Annotated in this window: 26 protein-coding genes; 17 read left to right on the top strand and 9 right to left on the bottom strand. The window is 30.1% G+C overall.

Features of this window, described 5'->3' with window-relative positions; translation table 11 throughout:
- Positions 1 to 81: 81 nt before the first annotated feature.
- Positions 82 to 633 (top strand): manganese efflux pump MntP, encoded by a 552-nt coding sequence (locus BUA82_RS17370; RefSeq protein ID WP_073011331.1) that lies wholly within the window; start codon positions 82 to 84, stop codon positions 631 to 633.
- 74 nt (positions 634 to 707) lie between these two features.
- Entirely contained in the window at positions 708 to 1,124 is a 417-nt protein-coding gene (locus BUA82_RS17365) for a Fur family transcriptional regulator (RefSeq protein WP_178140773.1), read from the top strand.
- Positions 1,125 to 1,132: 8 nt separating this feature from the next.
- Here BUA82_RS17365 and BUA82_RS17360 read toward each other — a convergent pair whose 3' ends face one another.
- Both BUA82_RS17360 and BUA82_RS17355 read right to left on the bottom strand, forming a co-directional pair.
- On the bottom strand, positions 1,133 to 1,930 hold the full coding sequence (locus BUA82_RS17360; protein ID WP_073011324.1) for a metal ABC transporter permease: 798 nt from the start codon (positions 1,928 to 1,930) through the stop codon (positions 1,133 to 1,135).
- Position 1,931: 1 nt separating this feature from the next.
- Positions 1,932 to 2,609, bottom strand: coding sequence for a metal ABC transporter ATP-binding protein (locus BUA82_RS17355; RefSeq protein ID WP_073011320.1), 678 nt, complete (start codon positions 2,607 to 2,609; stop codon positions 1,932 to 1,934).
- Between the two features lie 186 nt (positions 2,610 to 2,795).
- Here BUA82_RS17355 and BUA82_RS17350 point away from each other — a divergent pair, with 186 nt between their 5' ends.
- From BUA82_RS17350 to BUA82_RS17340, 3 genes are all read left to right on the top strand, one after another.
- A complete protein-coding gene (locus BUA82_RS17350; RefSeq protein WP_073011317.1) occupies positions 2,796 to 3,194 on the top strand; it encodes a DUF6762 family protein in 399 nt (132 codons plus the stop codon).
- Between the two features lie 15 nt (positions 3,195 to 3,209).
- Positions 3,210 to 5,006: an oligoendopeptidase F gene (pepF, locus tag BUA82_RS17345; protein WP_073011314.1), complete on the top strand. Its 1,797-nt coding sequence runs from the start codon at positions 3,210 to 3,212 to the stop codon at positions 5,004 to 5,006.
- A 129-nt stretch (positions 5,007 to 5,135) separates the two neighbouring features.
- Positions 5,136 to 6,092 carry a rhomboid family intramembrane serine protease gene (locus BUA82_RS17340; RefSeq protein ID WP_073011311.1) on the top strand — a complete coding sequence of 319 codons (957 nt, stop codon included), beginning with the start codon at positions 5,136 to 5,138 and terminating at the stop codon, positions 6,090 to 6,092.
- A gap of 79 nt (positions 6,093 to 6,171) precedes the next feature.
- On the opposite strand, the gene BUA82_RS17335 is transcribed toward BUA82_RS17340, so the two are convergent.
- Positions 6,172 to 7,914, bottom strand: a complete 1,743-nt coding sequence (locus tag BUA82_RS17335) for an ATP-dependent metallopeptidase FtsH/Yme1/Tma family protein (protein ID WP_073011307.1) — start codon at positions 7,912 to 7,914, stop codon at positions 6,172 to 6,174.
- 241 nt (positions 7,915 to 8,155) lie between these two features.
- Between BUA82_RS17335 and BUA82_RS17330 the strand changes: the two genes are divergently transcribed.
- From BUA82_RS17330 to BUA82_RS17315, 5 genes are all read left to right on the top strand, one after another.
- Entirely contained in the window at positions 8,156 to 9,148 is a 993-nt protein-coding gene (locus tag BUA82_RS17330) for a YkvA family protein (RefSeq protein WP_073011304.1), read from the top strand.
- Between the two features lie 12 nt (positions 9,149 to 9,160).
- Entirely contained in the window at positions 9,161 to 9,778 is a 618-nt protein-coding gene (locus tag BUA82_RS17325) for a ribonuclease H1 domain-containing protein (protein ID WP_073011301.1), read from the top strand.
- Between the two features lie 88 nt (positions 9,779 to 9,866).
- Positions 9,867 to 10,040, top strand: coding sequence for a hypothetical protein (locus BUA82_RS20835; protein ID WP_178140772.1), 174 nt, complete (start codon positions 9,867 to 9,869; stop codon positions 10,038 to 10,040).
- A gap of 203 nt (positions 10,041 to 10,243) precedes the next feature.
- Positions 10,244 to 11,545, top strand: a complete 1,302-nt coding sequence (locus BUA82_RS17320; RefSeq protein ID WP_073011299.1) for a helix-turn-helix domain-containing protein — start codon at positions 10,244 to 10,246, stop codon at positions 11,543 to 11,545.
- 19 nt (positions 11,546 to 11,564) lie between these two features.
- The gene (locus BUA82_RS17315) at positions 11,565 to 12,824 is read left to right on the top strand and encodes a transcriptional regulator (protein WP_073011297.1); all 1,260 of its coding nucleotides are present in this window, start codon (positions 11,565 to 11,567) and stop codon (positions 12,822 to 12,824) included.
- Between the two features lie 228 nt (positions 12,825 to 13,052).
- On the opposite strand, the gene BUA82_RS17310 is transcribed toward BUA82_RS17315, so the two are convergent.
- From BUA82_RS17310 to BUA82_RS17300, 3 genes are all read right to left on the bottom strand, one after another.
- Complete coding sequence (locus BUA82_RS17310) at positions 13,053 to 13,241, bottom strand: alpha/beta-type small acid-soluble spore protein (protein WP_073011295.1); 189 nt, start codon at positions 13,239 to 13,241, stop codon at positions 13,053 to 13,055.
- 138 nt (positions 13,242 to 13,379) lie between these two features.
- On the bottom strand, positions 13,380 to 14,348 hold the full coding sequence (locus BUA82_RS17305) for a P1 family peptidase (protein WP_073011293.1): 969 nt from the start codon (positions 14,346 to 14,348) through the stop codon (positions 13,380 to 13,382).
- A 55-nt stretch (positions 14,349 to 14,403) separates the two neighbouring features.
- Complete coding sequence (locus tag BUA82_RS17300; protein ID WP_073011291.1) at positions 14,404 to 14,997, bottom strand: ECF transporter S component; 594 nt, start codon at positions 14,995 to 14,997, stop codon at positions 14,404 to 14,406.
- A gap of 232 nt (positions 14,998 to 15,229) precedes the next feature.
- Between BUA82_RS17300 and BUA82_RS17295 the strand changes: the two genes are divergently transcribed.
- Entirely contained in the window at positions 15,230 to 15,898 is a 669-nt protein-coding gene (locus BUA82_RS17295; RefSeq protein WP_073011289.1) for an HD domain-containing protein, read from the top strand.
- On the opposite strand, the gene BUA82_RS17290 is transcribed toward BUA82_RS17295, so the two are convergent.
- Complete coding sequence (locus BUA82_RS17290; RefSeq protein ID WP_073011287.1) at positions 15,895 to 16,128, bottom strand: anti-sigma factor domain-containing protein; 234 nt, start codon at positions 16,126 to 16,128, stop codon at positions 15,895 to 15,897. The genes BUA82_RS17295 and BUA82_RS17290 overlap by 4 nt on opposite strands.
- The gene (locus BUA82_RS17285; protein ID WP_073011283.1) at positions 16,121 to 16,498 is read right to left on the bottom strand and encodes a hypothetical protein; all 378 of its coding nucleotides are present in this window, start codon (positions 16,496 to 16,498) and stop codon (positions 16,121 to 16,123) included. The genes BUA82_RS17290 and BUA82_RS17285 overlap by 8 nt, the downstream gene beginning before the upstream one ends.
- 216 nt (positions 16,499 to 16,714) lie before the next feature.
- On the opposite strand from BUA82_RS17285, the gene BUA82_RS17280 reads away from it, so the two are divergent.
- The 3 genes from BUA82_RS17280 (at position 16,715) to BUA82_RS17270 (ending at position 20,716) form a co-directional block, all read left to right on the top strand.
- Complete coding sequence (locus BUA82_RS17280) at positions 16,715 to 17,854, top strand: cysteine desulfurase family protein (RefSeq protein ID WP_073011281.1); 1,140 nt, start codon at positions 16,715 to 16,717, stop codon at positions 17,852 to 17,854.
- Positions 17,851 to 19,002: a tRNA uracil 4-sulfurtransferase ThiI gene (gene thiI, locus BUA82_RS17275; protein WP_073011279.1), complete on the top strand. Its 1,152-nt coding sequence runs from the start codon at positions 17,851 to 17,853 to the stop codon at positions 19,000 to 19,002. Before BUA82_RS17280 ends, thiI begins: the two co-directional genes overlap by 4 nt.
- Positions 19,003 to 19,195: 193 nt before the next feature.
- Positions 19,196 to 20,716, top strand: a complete 1,521-nt coding sequence (locus BUA82_RS17270; protein WP_073011276.1) for an alpha-amylase family glycosyl hydrolase — start codon at positions 19,196 to 19,198, stop codon at positions 20,714 to 20,716.
- A gap of 19 nt (positions 20,717 to 20,735) precedes the next feature.
- Here the strand turns inward: BUA82_RS17270 and BUA82_RS17265 are convergent, their stop codons facing one another.
- Positions 20,736 to 21,998: a TcaA 3rd/4th domain-containing protein gene (locus BUA82_RS17265; RefSeq protein WP_073011273.1), complete on the bottom strand. Its 1,263-nt coding sequence runs from the start codon at positions 21,996 to 21,998 to the stop codon at positions 20,736 to 20,738.
- 364 nt (positions 21,999 to 22,362) lie between these two features.
- On the opposite strand from BUA82_RS17265, the gene speD reads away from it, so the two are divergent.
- The 3 genes from speD to murQ all read left to right on the top strand — a co-directional run bounded on the left by speD (position 22,363) and on the right by murQ (position 25,139).
- Positions 22,363 to 23,166 (top strand): adenosylmethionine decarboxylase, encoded by an 804-nt coding sequence (speD, locus tag BUA82_RS17260; protein ID WP_423230462.1) that lies wholly within the window; start codon positions 22,363 to 22,365, stop codon positions 23,164 to 23,166.
- 326 nt (positions 23,167 to 23,492) lie between these two features.
- Complete coding sequence (locus tag BUA82_RS17255) at positions 23,493 to 24,098, top strand: hypothetical protein (RefSeq protein WP_073011269.1); 606 nt, start codon at positions 23,493 to 23,495, stop codon at positions 24,096 to 24,098.
- Between the two features lie 132 nt (positions 24,099 to 24,230).
- Positions 24,231 to 25,139: an N-acetylmuramic acid 6-phosphate etherase gene (murQ, locus tag BUA82_RS17250; protein ID WP_073011268.1), complete on the top strand. Its 909-nt coding sequence runs from the start codon at positions 24,231 to 24,233 to the stop codon at positions 25,137 to 25,139.
- Positions 25,140 to 25,220: the final 81 nt, after the last annotated feature.

Raw genomic sequence — 25,220 nt, 5'->3', positions numbered from 1 at the left:
TATTATATAAGTGGCATAAAATATTTTATAAGAGATTATAGATAGGTATATGATAATTTTTATATCGAAGGAATGATATTAATGGGATTTATTCAAGGGATTATAATTGGGGTGGCTGTAGCTATGGATGCCTTTGCTGTATCCTTAAGCATAGGATTAAATAGAAGTGTTAGAATATACAATAAGATTATTTTTTGCTTTTCTTTTTCTTTCTTTCAATTTATTTTTGCTTTATTAGGAGGAATATCAGGCTTTCTTTTTAATAAGTATGTAGTTTGTATTCCTAGCATAGTAGGGGGAGTAATAGTTTCAATAGTTGGAATAATGATGATAAAAGAGGGCATGGAAAAGAAAGAAGGAGGCTTTCTATTACAAAAAGGTATGTACTTGATTTTAGGAATTTCAGTTAGTATAGATGCTTTGGTAGTAGGATTTACAGCATTGAACTCCATAGCTAATCTATATCTTCTTATCTATATTGCTATAACCATAGGAGTAATTACCTTCTTATTTTGTGGACTAGCATATGTTCTGGCTAGATCATTAAAGAAAGTGGAATTTATATGTAAATATGCTGATTATATAGGAGGATTTGTTTTAATAGTGTTTGGAATAAAAATGATAATTTTATAATTCTGAAATTTATTTTTATTTGTGATATAATACAATCATAAATAAATTTTAGTTTTGTTTAAGGGGAAATGTTTGTGAATATAGAAAATGTTCTTAGACAAAATAGCATTAAAGTTACCAAGGCTAGAAGAACTATTTTTAATATTATTTTGAACAGTGAAAATAGCATAAGTGCTGAATTTATATATAATGCTTGTGTAGAAACCGGCGAGGATATTAATTTATCTACTGTTTACAGGACCTTAGAACTATTTGAAGAAAAAGAAATAGTGGATAAGTTTGACTTAGGTGAAGGAAGATATACTTATTGTATTAAGAAAAACTCACATATGCATACTTTAAGATGTTCATTATGTAATAAAGAAATAGATGTACCTTGTCCAATGCATCAGGTAGAAGAGCTGGTAAAAAATAAAACAGGATTTACTCTCACAGAGCATCACCTTATATTAAAAGGGATTTGTGAGGAGTGTAAAAATAAGAAGTCATAGCTTATAAGCTATGACTTCTTATTAATATTAGACAATATTATGGAGAGTATAAGTACTATTACTGACACCACAGCTATAGTACCCCCTGGGGCAGTATCTATATAATAAGATATGATAAGCCCTGACATTATATCTATAAGCCCTACAGCCATAGAGATGAAAAAACTAGATTTAAAGCCCTTTTTAAACTGTAAAGCAGTAGCTATCGGCACCACTATTATGGAGGATATTACCAATATGCCCATAACCCTTATGGACACAGATATGGCTGCTCCTACCATTAATGTAAATACATAATTTAATAATTTTACCCTAATACCTACAGTGCTTGCTCCCTCTTCATCAAAGGTTACATAAATTAACTTATTATATAAAGTACCTATAATAGCAAAGCATATAACAGTAACTATGAGTATCATATATAGGTCCTGTTTTGAAACAGTAAGTATACTGCCGAACAAATAGGAATTAATATTAGCAGGAGCTTTTCCACTGCTCACCAGCATAATAGCTATACCTAAGCTAAAAGTAAGTATGATGGACATAACCATTTCTGCGTATCTCTTGTAATAATTTCTTAAAAATTCTATTACTATGGCGCAAAGTGAAGTATAAATAAAAGCTGTTAGCAATGGATTATACCCTAGCACTAAACCTATAGCTACACCAGCAAAAGTGGAATGAGATAGGGTGTCACCTATCATAGAGTATCTTTTTAGCACTATAAAAATTCCTACTGCAGGGCACAATAGTGCCACAAGAAATCCAGCCATAAGTGCGTTTTTCATAAATTCTAATTCTAGCATATTATTCTACCTTTCTAATGGCAAAGATATTGTCATTATTAAATTTGTTAATATATTCATCTATGGAATATAATTTTATATCTTCACCTAAATCTAATATATGTGTAGAATATTTTAAAGCAGCATTTAAGTTATGTTCTACAGCAATGACAGTAATATTTTTTTTGATGTTTAAATCTTTTATTATGGAGTATATTTCCTTTTGGCTTTTAACATCTACTCCAGTGGATAGTTCATCCATTATCAAAAGTTCAGGATTACCCATTAGAGCTCTGCTTATGAATATTTTTTGTTGCTGACCTCCTGAAAGATTGCCAATTAGCTTATTCTTATAAGGGGCCATGTCCACTAAATCTAAAGTGCTTTGCAAGATATTATCATCTTTTATATTTTTAGTTTTCATATGAATTTTTAAAAGTTCATTAACTGTAAGGGGAAATTGAGAGTTAAAGCCTTCAAATTTTTGAGGCACATAACCAATTTTTTTTGTGGAAATATTAATATCTCCTTTAACAGGTTTAAGTATTCCTAGTATTAATTTTATTAATGTGGTTTTACTGCTCCCATTTTCTCCTAATATAGATACATATGCACCTTTAGGTATATTAAGATCTATATCTTGGAGAAGATAAGGAGTCTTTCCAGTATAAGAAAAACTTATATTATTTATTTGGATCAAGGTATCAACTCCTACGGACTATATAATTATGATTATTAACATAAAATAAGTATATTATAATTATACTGTGACATGCAAATTATTTGCAATAACATAAGGAATAAAAAACATTAAAATTATGGTAATATATAAATATATACTTAGTTAAACTTAAAATATAATGAATAATTAAAAAGGAGGTATAAGATGGATTTTTCATCACTGGTATTAATGGAAGTAGATCCAAAAGATAAAAAGTTCCTTAGAGAACTGGGAAGTTATGAAGTTTCACAGGGAGCTGAATACATAACTAAATTTTATTGTGATGGTAGTGATATTTTTATTAACTTTCAAACGGATAGAGATGTAGAAGATTGGGAATACAGCGCTATTTTCTATGTGTTTTCTAAAGAGGCTTTTGCAAATAATGGTTATAAAATAGAAGATAAGGATGATGAATATAATCCTAGCTGGATTGTAAGCTTTCCTTACACCGAGGATAGGGAAGAAATACAAAAAAACTTAGATTTAATTGGAGAAATCATTGAAAGCAGCCTTAAGGATGCTTATAAAGAAATATTAGGAAAAGAAGAAGAATATAAGTAAAAGGAGAGTAGTAAAATGGCTGAAACAAAAACATTGCCTAAAAGAGAAGAAATACCACAAAAGTACAAATGGAATATTGAAAAGATTTATAGCAATAATGAAGAATGGGAAAAAGATTTTAAAGCCTTAAAAGAAAAAGCTCCTTCTATTAAAGAATATCAAGGAAAGTTACACACACCTGAAAATTTGGTTAATTATCTTAAAGAAAGCGAAGAGTTAGGAAGATTAGCTGAAAAGCTTATGGTATATGCTCATTTAAAATCTGACGAGGATACTTCTAATACCACATATCAAGCTCTTAAGGGAAATATTGATAGTTACCTTGCAGAGCTTAATAGTATAAATGCTTTTTTTGTACCAGAAATACTATCTTTAAGTGAAGAATATATCTTTGAAGCCATAGAAAAAGTAGAAGATTTAAAACTTTATGACTTTTTCTTAAAGGATCTTATTAAATCTAAGCCTCATGTATTATCTAAAAATGAAGAGGAATTACTTGCTTCCGTTTCAGATAATCTAGAAGCACCTCAAAATATATTTAATATGCTTACCAATGCAGATATGACTTTCCCTATAATCATTGATGAAAAGGGAAATAAAGTAGAATTGACTGAAGGAAACTACAGTACCTTTATTAAAAGCAAGGATAGAAGAGTAAGAAAAGAAGCTTTTGAAGGTTTATTTAACACCTATAAAAAATTTAAAAACACTTTAGGCACTTCTTTAAGCTCTTCTATGAAAGCTTTTATATTTGAATCTAAAGTTAGGAAATATTCTTCTGCCTTAGAATCTTCATTAAAGCCTAATAATATACCTTTAGCTGTATATGAAAATGCTTTAAAAACTATAAATGATAATGTAAATCTGCTTCATAGGTATGTAAAATTAAAAAAGAAATTCTTAAGGTTAGAAGAAATGCATATGTATGATTTATATGTGCCTCTTATAGATATTAAACAGGAAGATATTCCTTTTGAAGAAGGGGTAGAAATAGTTAAGACTGCACTTAAGCCTCTAGGAGAAGAGTATTTAGGTATATTTGACCATGGAGTTAAAAATGGATGGATAGACGTTTTTGAAAGTAAAGGCAAGCGTGGAGGGGCTTACTCTTGGGGTACTTATGATACTATGCCTTATGTTTTATTAAACTATAATCATACCCTAAACGATGTTTCTACCTTAGCTCATGAAATGGGGCACTCATTGCATTCTTATTACTCAAGATTAGAACAGCCTTATGTATATTCTCATTACACATTGTTCTGTGCAGAAGTGGCTTCCACCACCAATGAAATATTGCTTATTCACTACCTAATAGATAATGAAAAAGATCCTAACAAGAAGTTATATTTAATAAATCAAGAGTTAGAACAAATTAGAACCACAGTATTTAGACAATTGATGTTTGCAGAATTTGAAAAGAAGACCCACGAGATGCTGGAAGCAGGTCAGTCCTTAACAGCTAAGGAATATTCTGAAATATGGCATGAAATCAATGTGAGATTCTTTGGAGAAGATATGGTGGTAGACGAAGAGATAGATATAGAATGGGCAAGAATACCTCATTTCTATAGAGATTTCTATGTGTACCAATATGCTACCGGATATTCTGCAGCTTCAGCCTTTGCAGGAGCTATACTTAAAGACAATGAAAAGGGAGTTAAGGACCTTAAAAAGTTCTTAAAGAGCGGAGGCTCCCATTATCCAATAGCTATATTAAAAAATAGCGGAGTGGATATGTTAACATCTGCACCTTTAGAAGCAACTATGAAAAGATTTAGTGAGCTTTTAGATATGTTAGAGAATATTTAAAAAGTTAGGAGCTAATGCGCAAAAATTATATTAGTTAATTGTGCATTAGCTCCTTTTTAATTGTTTTTAATAAGTTCATCATCTATAATATAATAAATATGACAAATATTATTAGTAAAAGGTGAGAGCATGAGAGAAGAACAAGAAAAAAGATTATTTAATAAGCTTATAAAAAGTTATGGATTTGCTATAGAAGAATATGCAGACCTTAATAGCAATAACTCATCTTGGGCTGCATTAAAGTATACTGAACAAGGTGTTATCGCGATAGTTTGCATTGATGCATATAACGAAGACACTAACATAATGAGTTTAACAAGATTTTTAAATGAAAAAAATCAGCCTTACTATATAAATGCAGTAATTTATACCAATAATCCACAAGAGTATTCCTCAGAAAATCAAGGCTACAGCAAAATAATAGTGCATGAGCATAGCAATATTATATTAAAGTATAATGAAGGTACGGAGTTTATTGTAAACTTATTAAAAGAAGATGATAATAAAAAGAAAGTAAGGATTAAAAGATCCTCAAATCTTACTTTAATTTTAATTAGCATTAATGTGATTATTTTCTTAATAACTGCTTTTGTATCTAGAAGTATTTTAGATATAGATGCCATGGTTTTATACAGGTTTGGTGCAAAAGAAAATTTCTCCATAGCCCATGGAGAGTATTATCGATTGCTCACAGCGGCATTCCTTCACGGAGGATTAATGCATATTACCCTTAACATGTATGCTCTATATATGCTGGGAGACCTTATAGAAAGGATATATGGAAAGATAAAATATATAGCTATTTACTTACTATCTGCCATAGCTTCTAGCTATTTAAGCTACAGATTATCCACTTCGTTATCCATTGGAGCTTCAGGGGCTATTTTTGGACTTCTAGGAGCTGCATTAGTTTATGGCTACAAAGAAAGAAACCATATAGGTAAGGATTTTTTAAGAAGTATACTTTCAGTAATTGTGGTAAACGTAGTTTTAGGCCTTTCTATTTCCAACATAGATAATTTTGGTCACATAGGAGGCCTAATTGGTGGAATTATAATTGCTGTGATTTTATATCCTAGGAATTAGTTTCATATTGAATGAGATTTTAAATATTTTTAAAGTAATGATAAAAGCGCTAAGGTTAAGTAACTTTAGCGCTTTTGCTTTAATTATTTTTTAATATTTTATTTATATCTGAAGCATATAAGGTCTCTTTTTCTAAAAGCTCATTGGCCATTCTTTCTAATTTGGTGAGATTATTCATTAAGGATACCTTCACCTCATTATAAAGTTCTTCCAGTGTAGACTTGCATTCTTCTATTACTTCGTTAGAATTAACATCTCCCAAGCTACCCATAGCAGATTTTCTTAATAAACCTAGCGAGCTACCCATTCCATACTCTGTAACCATGGTGGTTATTATTTTTGTGCTTTGGTTTAGGTCGCTATAAGCACCAGTGGTTATCATATTTTCACCAAATATTATCTCCTCTGAGGCTCTTCCGCCTAGAAGCACCATAATTTTATTTTTTAAATACTGCATATTTTGATAAGCAGAGTCTTTAGGAATACTTAGGGTATATCCTCCAGCACCTTTAGAGGTGGGGATTATAGTAACCTTTGTAACTTCATCCTCTGGGAGTTTAAGCATGGAAATCAAAGCATGTCCAGCTTCGTGATAGGCTGTTATTTTTCTATCTTCTTCCTTTATAGAATCTCTTACAATCTTATTACTTCCTGCAATAACTGTAGAAAAAGCCTTTTCCATATGATGTTCATCTATAAAACCTGAATTATCTTTAGCAGCTAATATAGCAGCTTCATTTATAAGATTTTCTAGCATAGCACCAGAAAAATAGGTAGTTTTATAAGCTGTATTTTTAATGTTTATACCTTTATGAGGCTTATTCTTAAGATATAAATTGATTATTTTTTCTCTAGCTGCGGTATCAGGAAGAGATACTTCTACATGACGATCAAATCTGCCGGGTCTTAATAGTGCAGAATCTAAAACATCTAGCCTATTAGTAGCTGCTATCACTATTATACCCTCACTATCTTGAAAGCCAGACATTTCAGTTAGTAAAGCATTAAGGGTTTGATCTCTTTCATCAGAACCTCCAGACTTCCCGGAATCCCTTTTTTTACCTATAGCATCTATTTCATCAATAAAAATAACGGCTTTTCCTTGGGCTTTTGCTTTTTTAAACAAGCTTCTTATACGAGCAGCGCCTACTCCTACATACACTTGAACAAAGTCTGAACCGGATACAGCATAAAAAGGTACATGAGCTTCACCTGCCACAGCTTTAGCTAGCAGGGTTTTTCCTGTTCCTGGATCTCCATACAATATCACACCTTTAGGCATTCTAGCACCATAGTTTTTGTATTTTTCTGGATTTTTTAAAAAATCTACTATATCTTTAAGACTTTCTTTTGCTTCTTCATTACCAGCTACAGAGGTAAAATTAAATTTACTTTTTATATTATCTTTACTATCTGTTACTTCCATAGAAGATAGAGAAGTAGATACATTAAAGCCTTTAGAGGCCATAAAAATAATAGAAAGTACAGAAATAACTAACAAAGTAGAAGGTATTGTTTTGTTTAAGGGGGTACCATTAGTCTCCTTAACTAAAGCTCCAGCTTTTAATAAATTTTCTTTTAAAGTTAAGCTATTAGGATTATCTGTAGAGTATGCATGTCCATTTTTTAAAGATACTTTTAAGGTGTTATTATCCTTTATGGTTACTTGAGAAATTTCATTATTGTTCATATCCTTTAAAAATTCACTATAATTTACATGAGTATCTTTTTTTACAATATAATTATCATAAATAAGATAAGATATACACAATAAAGAAGTTATAATGGGTATTAGTAATATTTTATTTTTAAGTATATTCATTAATTTCTAAACCTCCATTAACTTAATGTTATTAAGTGTATATGTTCCACATCTACTATTATAATAACTGATATTTTAAAGTCTAATAAAAGTCATAATATTTGCCAATGTAAGTTATGGGAGTATAGTGAAGAATTTGTAGAAACCTTGTATGGATAATAAAAGGAATATAATGTATACTAAATTATGAAGTAAAACTTGACTAAATAGTTTATTTTTCTATGGAGGGGGATGTACCACTGTGCATATTAGTAATCTGGAGGTAAAACTAACAGAAAAAGATATATTAAGTATTATTAATGATTTTGTTAAGGTGGATAATTTAAACATAAAAAGTATTACTCTAAATAATAGTATAATTTTAAAGGGCACTTACAAATCACTTATAAACCTTAACTTTAAGGTGGATGTGAATATTTATGAATTTAAAGGAAACCTTATTAAATTAAAAATTAATTCTATAAAACTGTGGAAGTTAGGAGTTTTATCCTTTATTAGAAATATGGCCATAAAATTTGCTTTAAAGAAGTTAAATAAGGATGGCATTAAGTTTGAAAATAAATTTATTATTATTGATGTAGACAAGCTATTGAAAAGTATCCCATACATATCTTTAGATATAAGTTCGTTATTAATGGAACCAGGAGCTATGAAGGTAAAGGTAGATGATATAAATATTTCCTTAGGAGAACTCTTATCAAAAAGCCACACCGTAGCAGACACCACTGGAGAAACAAGCTATGAAGAGATTATAGAATCTAAGGATAATAGTGAAGAGGTTATTTGTTACAGCATTGAAAAAACCTCTGATGTATATACCGAGGTAAGAAATAATATAGCTGCAAAGATTCCTGAAAAATATGAAAATATAACGGATTATGCTTTTGTAATACCAGATATATTAGCACTCTTAATAAGATTATTTAAAGACAAAAGGGTTAAACTAAGAACTAAAGTAACCTTGGCACTTTGCATAGCATACATTACTTCTCCTTATGAAATAATACCGGACAAGGTACCTTTTATAGGTAAGCTTGATGACATTGGAGTAGCTGTGTTTGGATTAAGCAGAGTTATTGAAGATGTGCCAAAAGAAATAATTTTATCCAATTGGGAAGGAGATAATACTATTTTAATGGTATTGGAAAGCTCTTTAACCTATTTGATGAGATTTACTACAGGGGCTAAAATAGAAAAGGTATATAACTTTATGGATGATATTATAACCGTTTAAAGGAGCATAGAAATGACAAAATATTATGCAGTGGCAAAGGGTGCCAGCGGGAAACCTAGTATTTTAACCAGCTGGGAAGCTTGTAAAAAGGAAGTGATAGGATTTAAGGGAGCACTTTATAAAAGCTTTTCCACTTTACAAGATGCAGAAAATTATTTAAACCTTCATGAAAATTCACCAATAAATTCTTTTAAAAGCTTAGAAGAAGAGGATAATATGCTTAGAATTTATGTGGATGGAAGCTATAGTGCTTCTAAAAATGAATTTTCCTATGGATTAGCTGCGGTTAAAAATAATGAGGTTATATTTAAAGATAAGGGAAAAGGTGAAAATGAAGAAGCGGCAGCCTTAAGAAATGTTTCTGGTGAAGTGCTAGGAGCTATGAAAGCGGTAGAGTTTGCCATTAATAATGATTATAGTGAAATAGCTATATATTTTGACTATCAAGGCATAGAAAGTTGGGCTTTGGGAACATGGAAAAGAAATAACATAATAACTCAAGGATACCATGAGTTTATGCAGGATAAAATGAAAAAAATTAAAATTAGCTTTGTAAAAGTAAAAGGTCATTCTGGAGATGAATATAATGATTTAGCAGATAGCTTAGCTAAATCAGCTTTGGAAGAATAATATAAACCAATAATTACAATGTTTATTTAAACAAAAACTGCATATTCTAATGACATAAAGATACTTTAATTTAGAAGGAGTGAGATAAATGGGTAAATTTATGTCTGGAATGACTGCAGGAGCATTAGTTGGAGCAGCTGTGGGCACAGTTATTATTTCTCAAATGGATAGAAAAACTCAAAGAATGATAAGAAGAACAGGTAAAAAAATGATTAATTCCATGAGTGATACTTATGATGGAATGATGCATTGGATGAAATAATTAAACTAATAGATTTTCAAGTCGGGGTGTTCCCGACTTTTTTTAGTGCTTTTACAAAAAATCTTTTTAATTAATTTAAATTTTATACATAAATTAATTTAAAATTGTTTCTTCACTAAAAAATATGTTATAATATAGTAAAAATTTGTAACATAGCTATTAATATTTATAAAACACAGAGAGACGTAAAGGATGAGTTATTTATGGAGATTTTATCTTTAGGGGAAAAAATTAAGTGCAAAAGAAAAGAATTAAATATGACGTTAAAGGATTTAGCTGGAGATAGAATAACACCAGGACAAATTAGCTTAGTAGAGTCTGGTAAATCTAATCCTTCTATGGATCTTTTAGAATATTTAGCTGAAAACTTAAAAACTACAGTAGAATATTTAATGGAATCTGAAGAAACACAAGCGGAGAAAATATGCACTTTCTTTGAACAGATATCCGAGGCTTATATTGTTAGTGGTGATTTAATTTCCGCAGAAAAGAAAATAGAAACAGCTCTTTATTATGCAGAAAAATATAACCTAGAATATAGAAAAGCAAGAAACTTATTTTTAAGGGCGAAAATTTACATGAGTAAAGGTGATTATTCCTTGGCTCAGCAATTCTTTTTATCTGCGAATGTCATCTTTATTAAGAATAATAAAAATGAAGAAGTTATAGAAACCTTCCTTTCTCTTGCTAAAATAACATATAAATTAAAGGCCTATCATTCTTCTAATAGTTATTTACAACAAGCAGAAAAGGTTTTTATAGATAATAATATCGGCAATGACTTTCTACTTGGAAAAATATATTTTTATATTGCCAATACCTTTTTTAAATTAGATAATTTAGACAAGGCTATTAATTATTCTTATTTGGCAAAAGAGAAGTTTATGCAAATTGGTAATAAGAAGGAATATGCCAGGTCACTACTGCTAATCTCTGAGGAGAATAGTAAAAAAGGTGATTTGGACAAAGCTATAGACTATTCTACTAATGCATTAGAAATATATAAAGAGTTAGAAGACATGGACAAAATGTCTAATATAGAAAATAGTTTAGGAAAGTTATTTTATGAGTTTGATAACATAGAAGAGTCCTTTAATCATTACGAAAAAGCCCGTGAAATAAGGAGTCAATGTAAAGATAGCAGGCTTATAGAAACATTAATAAATATTTGTGAAAATCATATAAAGCTAAAGGACATAGATAGTTGTAATAAAGTATTAGGTGAGATATTAGATAATATAGAAGATAATAATGTTTCAGATATGATTGAGTATTATTTGCTTAAATATAGAGTAAGTCTATTAAAAGATGATATTTCAGAAGCAGAGACAACCTTGCATTTGGCTTTTAACTATGCAAAAAGTATGGATTGTTTTAAAGAAGCTGCAGAAATAGCCATTATTCTTGGTAAGTTCTATATGGACAGAAAAAATGATACTGAAGCTGCTAAATTCCTTGATGAAGGAGTTAGCTTATTTAGAAAGACTGGAATAATAAGAAAATAGATTGAAATAGGTGGAATTTATGGAAATATTGTCAACTGGGGAAAAGATTAAAAGAGCCCGAATATATAAGGGAATAACTTTAAAAGAACTATGTGAAGATAAAATTTCAATTTCCAAAATGAGCTGTATAGAAAATGGAAAGGTAAAAGCAGAAGATTGGATATTGAAAGAGGTTTCTAACAAGCTTAATATAGATATTCAATACCTTAAACAGGATGTTTATGAACAAATCGAAAGCAATATAGAGAAGTTAAAGGTGTCAAAAAATCAAGAAGAAATAGAAAATGATATATTATACTCTTTGGATTTTGCCATACAATATGAGTTTTACGACTTAGCATTTGAACTCATGCATTTGCTTTTTATTAATTATCTTTCTAGAGATAAATATGAAAGCATACAAGTAAAAATTTCTGAGTATCATAATTTTCTTCAAAAATCTTGGTCAACAGATAGAACTCTTATTTATTGTTCTGATGTAGCTAGATATTTTTATGTTAATGAAGAATATTCCGAAGCTCTTATTTACTATGATAAGATAAGGACTCATCTAGCTGAAAACCTACAAAAGGATAAACAAGGAATAGCTGTAGCTACATTTAATGTAGCCTCTTGCTACTTAATGTTAAAAAAGTATGATATGGCAATGAAATTAATTAATGATAATATGAAGCTTATAGATTATCTTAAGAGTGAAGAAAAAAAAGGTGCAGTATATGAAATGTTAGCTGTACTTAATGCAAGATTAAATAATGATAAGTTTGAAGAATATGAAAAAAAAGCTTTAAAGCTTTTTAAGGATAATCCAAAAAGCAAGGCAAAAAGCTATCTAAGATTTGCAGATGCCATGTTTAGGTGTGGTGAGAAGGATAAAGCATTAGAATATATTAAAGAAGGTCTAGAGATCTTACCTAATGAACAAGATAAACTAAGTGCAATATTTCACATAAGTTGTGTAGAAAAACTTGTTGAAAATGATTGTTATGAATATGCAGAAAAAATAAGTGAAACAGCTCTAGATAAGGCAATTAAGTGTAATGACATAAAGTATATTGAGAAGGCATATTATCTGAAGTCTTTAATACTTCAAAAGCAAGGGCAGTATTCTCAATCTGAAATGTATATGAATCTATCTTTAGATGCACTTTTAAAATTTGGCGGTAAGGAAGATAGATATAAAAGATATTTAGATATGGGATCCATGTATTATGAGCTGGGAGAGTCAAGAGACGCATTAAAATACTTTATGTTAGCTTTATCAGAAGAAAAGAAAATGTAAACATAGTAATTTAGAATTGACAATTGAGAATTTAAAATGAAGGAGGAAACTCCTGGCGGAGTTTCTTTTAATTAATATAAAACCAAGAACTCCTGAGGGGAGTTCTTGGTTTTGAACTACTTAAAAAAGAAGCTTCAGATGAAGCTTCTTTTTTATATATTTGGAAGAAACTCTTCGAGTTTCCCCCTTCATTCTTAATTTTAAATTCTAAATTTTAAATTAAATAACCTATTTTAAGTTATTTTCGTATTGATGAACCATTCTCTTAACCATTTCTCCGCCAACACTACCACATTGTCTAGAAGTAAGTTCTCCATTATAGTCTGTGAAATTTACCCCCATCTCATTAGCAACTTCTTGTTTAAACCTGTTTAAACCACTCTTTGCTTCAGGAACTAATTTTCTATTGTATGCCATTGTTTTTTCCTCCTTTTAAGAAATATAGTAGTAATTTGTTGATGTAATAATATTGTGTGTTTTTTTTATGTTATTAAACTATAAAACTATTAGTAATTCAGGTAATTTTGCTATTTAAATGTATTTCAATCCAATTTTTTAATTATTTAAGTCTTTAAAGGATTTTAAACCGTAACTTCCTTTAGCATTAGATACTGCATTTATTATGGCTTGCTCCATTACTCTTGCTGAAAGCATTCCTATTACATTTATATCTGCTTGGATTTTATTAGTACCCATGGTAAATATGGTGTCTCCATCAAACATGGTATGAGCAGGTCTTATAGCCCTTGCATATCCGTTATGAGCCATAGAAGCTATTTTGTTAGCTTGGGATTTAGAAATTTTTGCATTGGTAATTATTACCCCAATGGTGGTATTTCCATTAAATACATTATTCATTTCTTCATAATTTGCGATCATGTATTCTTCGGTATTTAAAAATGTTTTAAGATCTTCCTTTAGACCTCCCGCTATTATGTCACCAGTACTAGAAGAAACCACGTCTCCTAAGCAGTTGACAGCAACTAAAGCTCCAACCTTTAACTCTCCTACTTGTAAGGCATAGGAACCTAATCCACCTTTCATAGAATATTTTGGTCCAAGGACTTTTCCTACGGAGGCTCCAGTACCTGCGCCATAATTACCGTTTTTATCTTCTAAAGGGCTTTCAGAGTTTTTACAAGCTTCATAACCCATACCTGCATCTGGTCGTATATTAGAGTCACCTATGCTTAAATCAAAAAGCACTGCTTGACATACTATGGGAACCTTAGTAACGCCTACATCAAAGCCTATAGATCTCTCTTCAAGATATTTCATTACTCCAGAAGAAGCATCAAGGCCAAAGGCACTTCCACCAGAAAGTACAACTGCATGTATTTTTTGCACCATTTCCATGGGGTTTAGAAGGTCTGTTTCTCTAGTGCCTGGAGCTCCACCTCTAACATCCACACCTGCAGAAGCACCCTCCTTACAAATTACTACTGAACAACCTGTACCAGCATCATAGTTTTCCATATGACCTATTTTAATATCTTCAATATCACATAAATTAATTTCCTTCATAATTAAACTCCTTTATATTAAAGAACCCAGTTTAGTAAACTAAACTGGGTTAATATTATTTTTTCATTTTTAATATTGCCCTTACCACTGGAATAGTGATAAGTAGAGAAATTGCTGCTTCAGGCACACCATTAGCTAAACCTATTACTATAATATATTTTAATACTTCTTCAGATGTGGATGTGTTTATGATCTTAGATATTCTTTCTAAATAAAAAGCATATGAAAGACCTAAAACTCCTACGGTATTAGTAAGTGTCCCTACAATGGCAGCAGCTCCAATACCAAAAGATTTATACTTATTTTTAAATAAGCTATAGATGTAGTAGGATGTAATTGCTATTAGTATTCTAGGTACCAAAGCTATGATAGGATTCCAGAACCAGAAGGATAGAGGAGTTGGTGCGGTAAAGGCTTGATACATACTAAATAAGCCAAAAGCTAGTCCTATGATACTTCCCACTATAGGACCCTCAATAATAGCACCTATAATCACAGGTAAATGCATTATGGTAGCTTTTACTCCATTAGGTAAAGGAATGAATCCTAACCCTGAAATACCTAAAAAGATAGTTACTCCAGATAGCATGCCCACTACTGCCATCTGCCTAGTATTAAGATGAATTGGATTTTTCAATTCTCTTTCCATAAAAAAAACCTCCGTTCTTATTCCAAAAGGATATAATTCGGGCAAACCTTGGAAAATTTTAATGTTCGGTTTCATAAGAATACCGACAATGTAATTTTAGCATGTTATATAAATAAATCAATATTTTATAAAAATTTATTTTAAACTTTATGTAGCAAAATAATTAATTTTTTTAGTTGTTTTAAGTCATACTATAATGTATTAATGAATAAATTCATGGAGGGGAATTAAAATGAATGAAGGAGAAGTTATAAAAAAGCAACAAATTTTTAATGAAATTGAAAGACATCTTCTTAACGATGAAAAACCTTCAATTTTTCTAAAGGAATTTTTCATGGAGAATAAGGATAATTTTATATATCCCTTTACCATGATAAGTGATTTACAAGATGTGCCACAGGAACCAAAGCATCATCCAGAGGGCAATGTATTAGTTCATGTAATGATGGTGGTAGATGAAGCAGCAAGAAGAAGATCCCTAAGTAAAGAAAAAGATATTCTCATGTGGTCTTCCCTACTTCATGACATAGGGAAAAAACCTACTACTAAAAAAAGAAAAAATAGATGGACTTCTTATGATCATGATAAAGTAGGGGCAAAAATGGTGATGGAGTTTTTTAATGCTTTAAACTGCACAAAGGAAAAGCTCATTAAAGGTGTTTCTTCTATGACTAGGTGGCATATGCAGGCATTATTTGTAATTAATGACCTTCCTTTTGCAAGTATAGGCGAAATGATAGAAGAAATAGATATAGAAGAACTCTCATTGTTAACCATAAGCGATAGATTAGGAAGAGGAAAGCTTAACCCTTCTGAAAAAGATAAAATAGTTCATGATGTAAACTTTTTTTTGGAAAAGGTTTCAGAGATTAGCGGTTATAAATATAAGAAAATCCATTAAGGATAGTAATATGTTATTATGGATAGAACCATTAAAAATACTAACATAAATGCTATAATCAATAATCTCTTCAATTTATCAAAAAGGTTTTTTTTAATTATCTTACCAGTGTAATATGAACCTAAAGATGGGGGGAAGCTGCTATAGCTAACATAAATGAATTCATATTCACAGGTTAATATGCCCACCTTGTCTTTTTGTATTTCCATTACTATACCTTCTTTATTCATCATAATCCTCCTCTAAACTTCGAAGAAAAGATTTTATATAGATATATTTATCTCGTTGAAGTATTAATATTAAGGCAGTAATATATATTTTCCATTTTTTTATAACCCTTTTCTTAGTGCCATATCTTAATGATATTAACTTTACATTTAGAAGCTTATTATCATTTATTGATGAGGTAATAACATCATCTTTTACTAAAGCATAAGCTAAATCTAACAGAACTTCCTTTGTGTATGTATTATTAGGTGAATAGGAAACCAAATCTTTAAAGGTTATATTAAAAGAAGCCAGTTCTTCTTTTAATTCGATGATCTCTTTTCTCATATCTATTTCTTTATTCATACTTCTAATATTCATACTGTTACCCATAAGTTTACCTCTTTATAAGTTATACTTGTAAATAAAAGTATAACTTATATTACCATTAAAGGGAATTGTTTCTTTTATAAATATAACCCCATAATTAATCAAAATATACTATAATAATACAAAGTTATAATAATACGTAATATTGTTAATTTGTTTTTAGTATGATAAATTAATAATATTAATAAGGAAAACAAATCATATTAAGAAGGTGAGCTAATGACTGTTTACTTTGATAACAGCGCTACCACAAAACCTTTTAGAGAAGTTATAGATGTTATGATAGATATAATGGAAAATAATTATGCTAATTCTTCTTCCATACATAGATTAGGACTAAAGGCCTATGAAGAACTACAAAAATCTAGAAGGATTTTGGGTAAAGTGATAAACTGCTCTGAGGATGAGATTGTATTTACTTCTGGTGGCAGTGAAAGCAATAACTTTATTTTAAATTCCATGGCTAAGCCTGGTGTCCACATTATAACTACAAAAATAGAACATGCCAGCATAATAGAAAGCTGTAGGTTTCTTGAAGAAGTTGGAGTTAAATTAACATATCTGTCTGTGGATTCTTTAGGTAACATAAACTTAGAAGAACTTGAAAAATCTATTAATAAAGAAACTGTTTTAGTGAGCATAATGCATGTTAATAATGAAATAGGCAGCCTACAGAATCTAAAAGAGATTTCAAGTATAATAAAGTCTAGAAGCAGCAGAGCTAAATTTCACGTGGATGCCGTACAAAGCTTTGGAAAGTTAAGTATTGATGTAAAAGATCTTAATATAGATTTTTTGTCTGCTAGTGCCCACAAGATACATGGTCCAAAGGGAATAGGACTATGCTATATAAAAAAGAATATACATCCAAAGCCTTTGATTCATGGAGGAGCCCAAGAAGCAGGATTAAGAGCTGGCACTGTAAATGTACCTGCTGCTTCAGGTTTTGCAGTGGCTGCTGGTATTATGCATAAAAATATAGACAGCAATTATAACAAGGTCTGGGGCATAAAAGAATATTTTATTGAAAAACTAAAAGAAGTTCCAGAGGCCAAGGTTAATAGTCCTCTTAAGGAAAGTTTTTCTCCTTATATATTAAATGTTCAATTTAAGGATGTTAGGGGAGAAATACTGCTAAGAATGCTTGAGGATAAAGAGATATATGCTTCTGCTGGAGCTGCCTGTTCTTCTAAAAGCTCTAAGGATAGCCATGTACTTAAAGCGCTAGGACTTAATCATGAAGATGTATTAAGCTCTTTAAGATTTAGTTTTAACCCTTATAATACTACAGAAGAAGTGGATATAGTTATAGAGGAACTAAAAAAATCTCTAATATTTTTAAGGAGAATGAAAAAATGAGAAAACTTATATTGATTAAGTATGCTTCAGAAATATTTCTGAAAGGGCTTAATAGAAACAAATTTGAGAAAAAATTAAAAGATAATATTAGAAATGTTTTAAAAGGAATGGAATATGAATTTTTTATAGATCAAAACAGATGGTTTATTTATGGGGAAAACATAGATGAATTAGCTAACAGGGTTAAGGGTGTATTTGGAATCAAAGAAATATGTATTGTAAATGAAATTGAAGCTAACATGGATTTAATAAAAGAAACTGCCTTAAATTTATATAATGAAGTTAATCCAATAGATTTTAAAATAGAAACCAATAGAGCAAACAAGGACTTTCCTTTAAAATCTATTGATGTAAGTAGAGAAGTTGGAGCTTACATACTTCAAAATACAGAAAATGCTAAAGTCAATGTGGTTAAACCTCAATGTAAAATAATAGTGGAAATAAGGAAAAAAGCTTATGTATATACTGAATACAACAAGATAAATGCTGTAGGAGGACTTCCTTATGGCATGAATGGAAGTACTATGCTAATGTTATCAGGAGGAATAGATTCACCTGTAGCAGGGTATATGATGGCTAGAAGAGGGGTAGAGCTTTCTTGTGTTTATTATCACAGCCACCCATATACTAGTGAAAGAGCTAAGGATAAGGTTATAGATTTGGCTAAGATACTTTCAAGTTACACTGGTAAAATAAAGATGTATGTGATTCCTTTTACTGAAATTCAAATGGAGATTATGGAAAAGTGCAGAGAAGATGAGCTTACTATAATAATGAGAAGATTCATGATGCATGTAGCCTGTAAGTTAGCAGATAAGTATGATATTAACTCTGTAACCACAGGAGAAAGCATAGGTCAGGTGGCAAGTCAGACTATGGAAGGGTTAATAGTTAGTAATGATGCGGCAGATAGACCTGTATTTAGGCCATTAATAGCCTTTGATAAAAATGATATTATGGATATTTCAAGAGAAATTGGAACTTATGAAACCTCTATATTGCCTTATGAGGATTGCTGCACTATATTTACCCCAAAACATCCTAAAACTAAGCCAAGATTGAAGGAGATACTAAACTCTGAAGCTAAGCTGGATGTTAATGCATTAATAGATAGGGCAATTGAAGGTGTAGAAGAATACAATTTATAAATAAATAAGTAAGAAGTAAGAGGTATAGTTAATTTAAAAAAAACTCTGTGAGTTTTATCCTTAACTCTTAGCTCTTACCTCTTACTTCTTACCTAAACTCTTACCTAAACTCATATTTTTAATGAAGCAGTCTTGAAAACCTTAACATCATTAGTTATGATTATGTTATGACTAAATTTTATGGAGGTATGATGTGAAAAAGATTGTTAGTTTATTTTTAGGAGTATTCATAAGCATAACACTTTTTTTTGGCTGTGATACGCAACCGGTTGCACAAAGCACTAAGGACTATAATGGAAGGGTATTTTATGAGGTTTTTGTAAGAGCTTTTAATGATAGTGATGGAGATGGTATTGGTGACATAAATGGGGTTACTGAAGAGCTTGATTATATGAAAGAAATGGGAATAGAGGGAATATGGCTAATGCCTATTAATAAATCGCCTAGTTATCATGGATATGATGTAATAGACTATTATGCTATCAATGAAGATTACGGTACTATGGAGGACTTTAAAAGACTATTAGATGAGGCCCATAAGAGAGGGATTATGGTAATAATGGATATGGTAATTAATCATACCAGTTCAAAGAATTCTTGGTTTATGGATGCTTCTTCTAATGAAAATAGTAAATATAGAGATTGGTATTTATGGACTAAAGATGAAAATAAGGCTATGGAATCTTCTCCTATGGGAGGGGACAATCCGTGGATTAAAAATGCTCATAAAGAAGAATATTATTATGCTTTATTTTGGAAGGAGATGCCAGATCTAAACTTCCATAATAATGAAGTTAAGGATGAGATGAAAAAAATTGCTAAGTATTATCTAGATATGGGAGTGGATGGCTTTAGACTGGATGCTGCAAAGTGGATTTATAATGATGCAGGCAGCAACTTAAAATGGTGGAAAGAATATGATGATTATGTTAAAAGCGTTAATCCTAAGGCGGTATTAGTAGGGGAAGTCTGGGATAATATATTTGCTATGAGTCCCTATCAAAATGTTTTAGATAGTTTTTTTAATTTTTCTGCAGGAGAAGAGATAATTAAATCTGTTAGCGAATCTTCCTTTAATGGATTAGCTTCAAACTTAAAGGATAATTATGAATTATTAACAGAAGAAAACAAAGATTTTGTACCTGCACCTTTTCTAACAAATCATGATCAAAATAGGGTGATGAGTATTTTAAATGATGAGAGAAAACTAAAGGAAGCAGCAGCTATATATTTAACACTTCCAGGCACACCTTATGTATATTATGGTGAAGAATTAGGAATGACAGGAGAGAAACCTGACGAGAGGATAAGGGAGCCTTTTATTTGGGACAGTAAGGATGACTCTAAAAATACAAAGTGGATAGATTCTATCAATGACAAGGAAAAAGTAGGATATAACTTACAAAAAGATGATAAAAATTCCATTTATAGCTTTTATAAAGATATAATTAACCTTAGAAAGAATAATGATGTTTTAAAATATGGAGATATTATACCTGTAGAAAACAAAGAATCAAAAGTATTTATAATGGGTAGGAAATATGCGAAAGAAACAGCTTTTGTTATAATTAATTCCACGGATGCTGAGGCAAATATAACATTGGAAGAAGGTAATTATAAAGTTCTGTATTCCAATGGAAGAAAAGATAAAAAAATTAAAACCAAGAGTACGTTAAATTTAAAACCACAAGAGATATTAATTATAAAAAAATAGCGGAGGCTTCTCCGCTATTTTATTTGGATATCTCATTTATTTCTGATACTACCCAAGTGTTATTCTTTTCATCATAAGATAATATACTTTGAAAGGATAATGACTCAGGCCGGGATAATAAAGGGAAGCCCCATAGATTTTTTTGTTTATCGTACTCTAAGTTAACTATAGCATTAGATTTAAATAAGCCATTTTCCATTTTAATAGCTATAGCATTTTGCTCCCACTGTATATTTTTCATCTTATAAGAGTCTTTGATTATCAAAGCAGAATTTTTATATTTATTAAATATTGGTTTTACTATTTTCTCCGAGGAATGCTTTATTAAGGATATATCATTTTTATTCAGTGCCATAAAAAAACTTTCATAGAATTCTTTATATATTTCTTCTAAAGATTTTCTTAAATCCTCAGTAAGTGGGTTAATATCCAGTCTTATCTCAGGTAGATCCGTTATATTTTTTTTATCACTTATAACTTCTCCCCAGGGGAAATTCTTCTTTGCATAAACATAGGACTGGCTATTCATAGGTACAGGTCCTATATTTTTAAATTCATTAACAGTTAAATTTGTAGATTTTTCATTAATAAACACTTCTGAATCGGTAAAATTGCTTTGTATGGTTAATTTTAGGGCAGGAGGTGAAAGAGAAAAAGGCACTAAGCCATAAAGAAGCTGTATAGGCTTATCCACTTCGCTGCTACCAAATTCGTTGGATAATAAAACTTTTACATCATACTTTCCTGGTATAAAAGGACCCAGCTTTTCACTATAACCATCTTCATTGCTAGTGGCATAAAGGCGGTTATTTATAAATACTTTGCTATCTTTAAAGCTGGTTGAAAATGAAATATAAACTGGCTGAAGTTCTATTTTCCAATGTTTAAATAGCCCCTTTTTTATAAAACGCATTTTTGCCATTTCTCCATCACCTTGTGCTTCTGAAGTCTTAAGGGAGTCTATAAGGGCTTTTTTTCTATTATCACCGGAATTTAAATATTCTACAAAAGGTCTAATATTATCCTCTGTAACTTTAATATTGTTATCATTAAATACTAAATACTTAGATATATTTTTAGCATTATTATTTATTAGAGCTTTTTCAAAATTGTTTATAGTATAGTTTTTATTGGAATTTAAAATTCCTAGGTAAAAACCAAATGTAGCAATAATTACTATAAATAACACAAAAATTATTAAGTATTTTAAATAAGGGTATTTAATTATATGATTTTTTATTTTAAAATAAAAGTTATGTAAATATTCTTTTATATTCTTCAAAGTCATCTTCCTTTCTCAACTATTAAAAACATTATATCAAAAAGCTTATGGTAAATTAATATAAATAATAAAGACTAAATAAAAAATTATCCTTGAATATAATTATATACTTTGGTATAAGTAATCTAGGATGTTTATTCGATGGCTAACCTCCCCTAATACCCCCACTTCTTTAAAGGGTGGGTTAATAGGCGCTAAGCTCCTGGATAAGGTCTTCTAAGCCTCAGCTGGAGTAAGTATTCCTTTTAAGTAAGTCCGTCTGGAGCTAAGAATCACTTGATCAATAAACTTAAATAAGTTTGTATAATTTTAATTTAAATCTTATTAAGGCTATATGAAAAGAGGAATGAAATTGGAAAAAGACATAAACACAAATAAACTAAAACTATATGGTTTTAACAATTTAACCAAATCTTTAAGTTTTAATATATATGATATTTGTTATACAAAGAGCGAGGAAGATAGAAAGAGATATATTGAGTATATTGATGAGCAGTATAATTCTGAAAGGCTTACTAAAATACTTACTGACGTTACCAACATAATTGGAGCAAGTGTACTAAATATTGCCAAGCAGGATTATGACCCACAGGGAGCCAGCGTTACACTACTTATTTCTGAAGAAGAGGTGCCTCTCTATGTAATAGACCCATCCTGTAATAGAGGTATTATTACCCCTACTAGAGAAAACGTGGTGGCCCATTTAGACAAAAGCCATGTAACGGTACACACTTATCCTGAAAGCCATCCTCAAAACAATATCAGCACCTTTAGAGTTGATATTGATGTTTCTACTTGTGGTACCATATCACCATTAAAAGCCTTAAATTATCTTATAGGCTCTTTTGATTCCGATATAATAACCATAGATTATAGAGTTAGGGGTTTTACTAGAGATATAGATGGTAAAAAACATTTTATAGATCATGATATTAATTCTATACAAAACTTTATAGCAGAGGATACCAAATCAAAGTATAATCTCATTGATATGAATATATATCAATCCAATATATTTCATACAAAAATGAAGGTTAAGGAATTAGATCTACCTAACTATTTATTTGAGCTTAAAGAAGAAGATCTTTCCTTAAAAGAGTATGAAGAGATTGTGGAAAAATTAGACATTGAAATGACTGAAATATTTTATGGCATTAACGTAATTTAATAATTGAATATAACAATAATAAAAGATCCCCTTCATATGAAGGGGATCTTTCGGTAAATATTAAGGAATTGATTTATGGTAAATATTATAAGGGTTAACTAATTAATTAAATATTCAATATTTATATAAATATTCTAACATCTTTAGTGGAAGTCTGCAATAATTTTTGAAATTTTCTTGTGAAAATATAATCTGATAATAAAATTACACGCATACAGTAAATGCGTGCAATTTTTAAAGTTTAAACTTACTTTGTATAGCAAAATAATTCTTAATTTATTTTAATATGCATATGTATAAGTAAAATATATTTGGTGATTTTATTTATGTATATTAATAAAAAATTTTTAATAATAGTTGTTTTTTTATTCTTTATTCTTATACTATTGATTTCTTATATGGGATGTGACATTAGACCTAAACCTTCAGATGTAAGGGATAATGTTTGGAACTATTCAAAAGATAGCGTAAATGAGGTTTACAAAAGCTTAGATAAATTTAAGGATTTTAAACCCGTAGTATCTCATGGCATGGTTACCTTTAATGATGTAGAGAAGGAGCCCCTGCTAATAAATTCAAAAACTCAAAAGAAATTAACTAAAATGAATTCAGATCTTATAAATGTTATAGGAAATAATGATAATGAATTAACACAGGCAGAGGCTAATTTAATATCTAGTACCTTGGAGCTTATAAAGGCTTATTACAAGCTGGACTTTTTAATAAAACAGTATAATTTATCATGTCTGCAAATAAAGTCTGGTATAGAATTTGAAGAAGGAAATGATAAGAACTTAAGAAAAAAAAGAGAAGAAATTATTAAATGCTTAGAAGATATAAAAGTACTTAGCAACATATTTAAAGAATTGTATAATATTAAATTTGATAATAGCATCAACGATGTTATAGATAAAATTAATAGTTTTAAATAGATAAATTAAGTAATTTACTTTAAAAAAAAACGTATTTGCCCTATAATAATTATTAGTATATATACTGGTAAATTTAAATTTTCTAGTATATAATATTAAAACAAAAATAAAGTGGTAAATATGGAGGTTTTTATGAATATTGAAAGATTATCAAAAATGACTACAGAGGGAAGAAACCCTAATACTATGAATATAGATAGTGTAAGTACCTTGGAAATGGTTAGAATAATTAATGAAGAAGATAAAAAGGTTGCTGAGGCTGTAGGTAATGTTAAAGAAGATATAGCTAAAGGAATAGATATTATTGCGGAAAGGCTTTTAAAAGGTGGACGACTAATATATATGGGGGCTGGTACCAGTGGAAGACTAGGTATTTTAGATGCCTCTGAATGTCCACCTACATATGGGGTTGATTTTGAGCTTGTTCAAGGCCTTATTGCTGGAGGTCACACAGCTATATTTAAAGCTGTAGAAGGCGCAGAAGATGACAAGGAACTAGGGAAAAATGATCTTAAAGCAAAGAACCTAACAGAAAATGATGTGGTTTGTGGCATTGCAGCCTCCGGAAGGACTCCTTATGTAATTGGAGGCATGGAATATGCAAAAGAAATAGGTGCAGCAGTTTTATGCGTTACCATGAATGATGAAAGTGAAATGGCAAAGATAGCACATTGCCCAATATCAGTAGTGGTAGGTCCAGAGGTGGTAATGGGATCTACAAGAATGAAATCTGGTACAGCGCAAAAGCTAGTGTTAAATATGCTATCTACAGGAGCTATGATTAAGCTTGGTAAAGTTTATGGTAATCTTATGGTGGATGTTCAGCCTTCTAACGAGAAGCTAAGAGTTAGAGCAAAAAGGATTGTGATGTTAGCCACTGACATAGATGAAAACAAAGCTGAAGAGATACTAAAAGAAACAGATTACAATGTTAAGTTAGCTATATTTATGTTAGAAAGCGGTTTAAACAAAGAAAAAGCTAATAAGATATTAAATGAAAATAAAGGATATATAGCCAAAGCCTTAGAACAAATTAAGTAATGATACATTTTAAAAGTCAGCTTTATGCTGGCTTTTTTTATTTTATATGTAAGGTAATCTTTTGTGTCAAGAAATCGTATA

This window comes from Clostridium amylolyticum (assembly GCF_900142075.1).
Classification (GTDB): domain Bacteria; phylum Bacillota; class Clostridia; order Clostridiales; family Clostridiaceae; genus Clostridium_AA; species Clostridium_AA amylolyticum.
The sequence above is the reverse complement of the archived record's forward strand: the minus strand, read 5'-3'. Positions and strand labels throughout refer to the sequence as shown.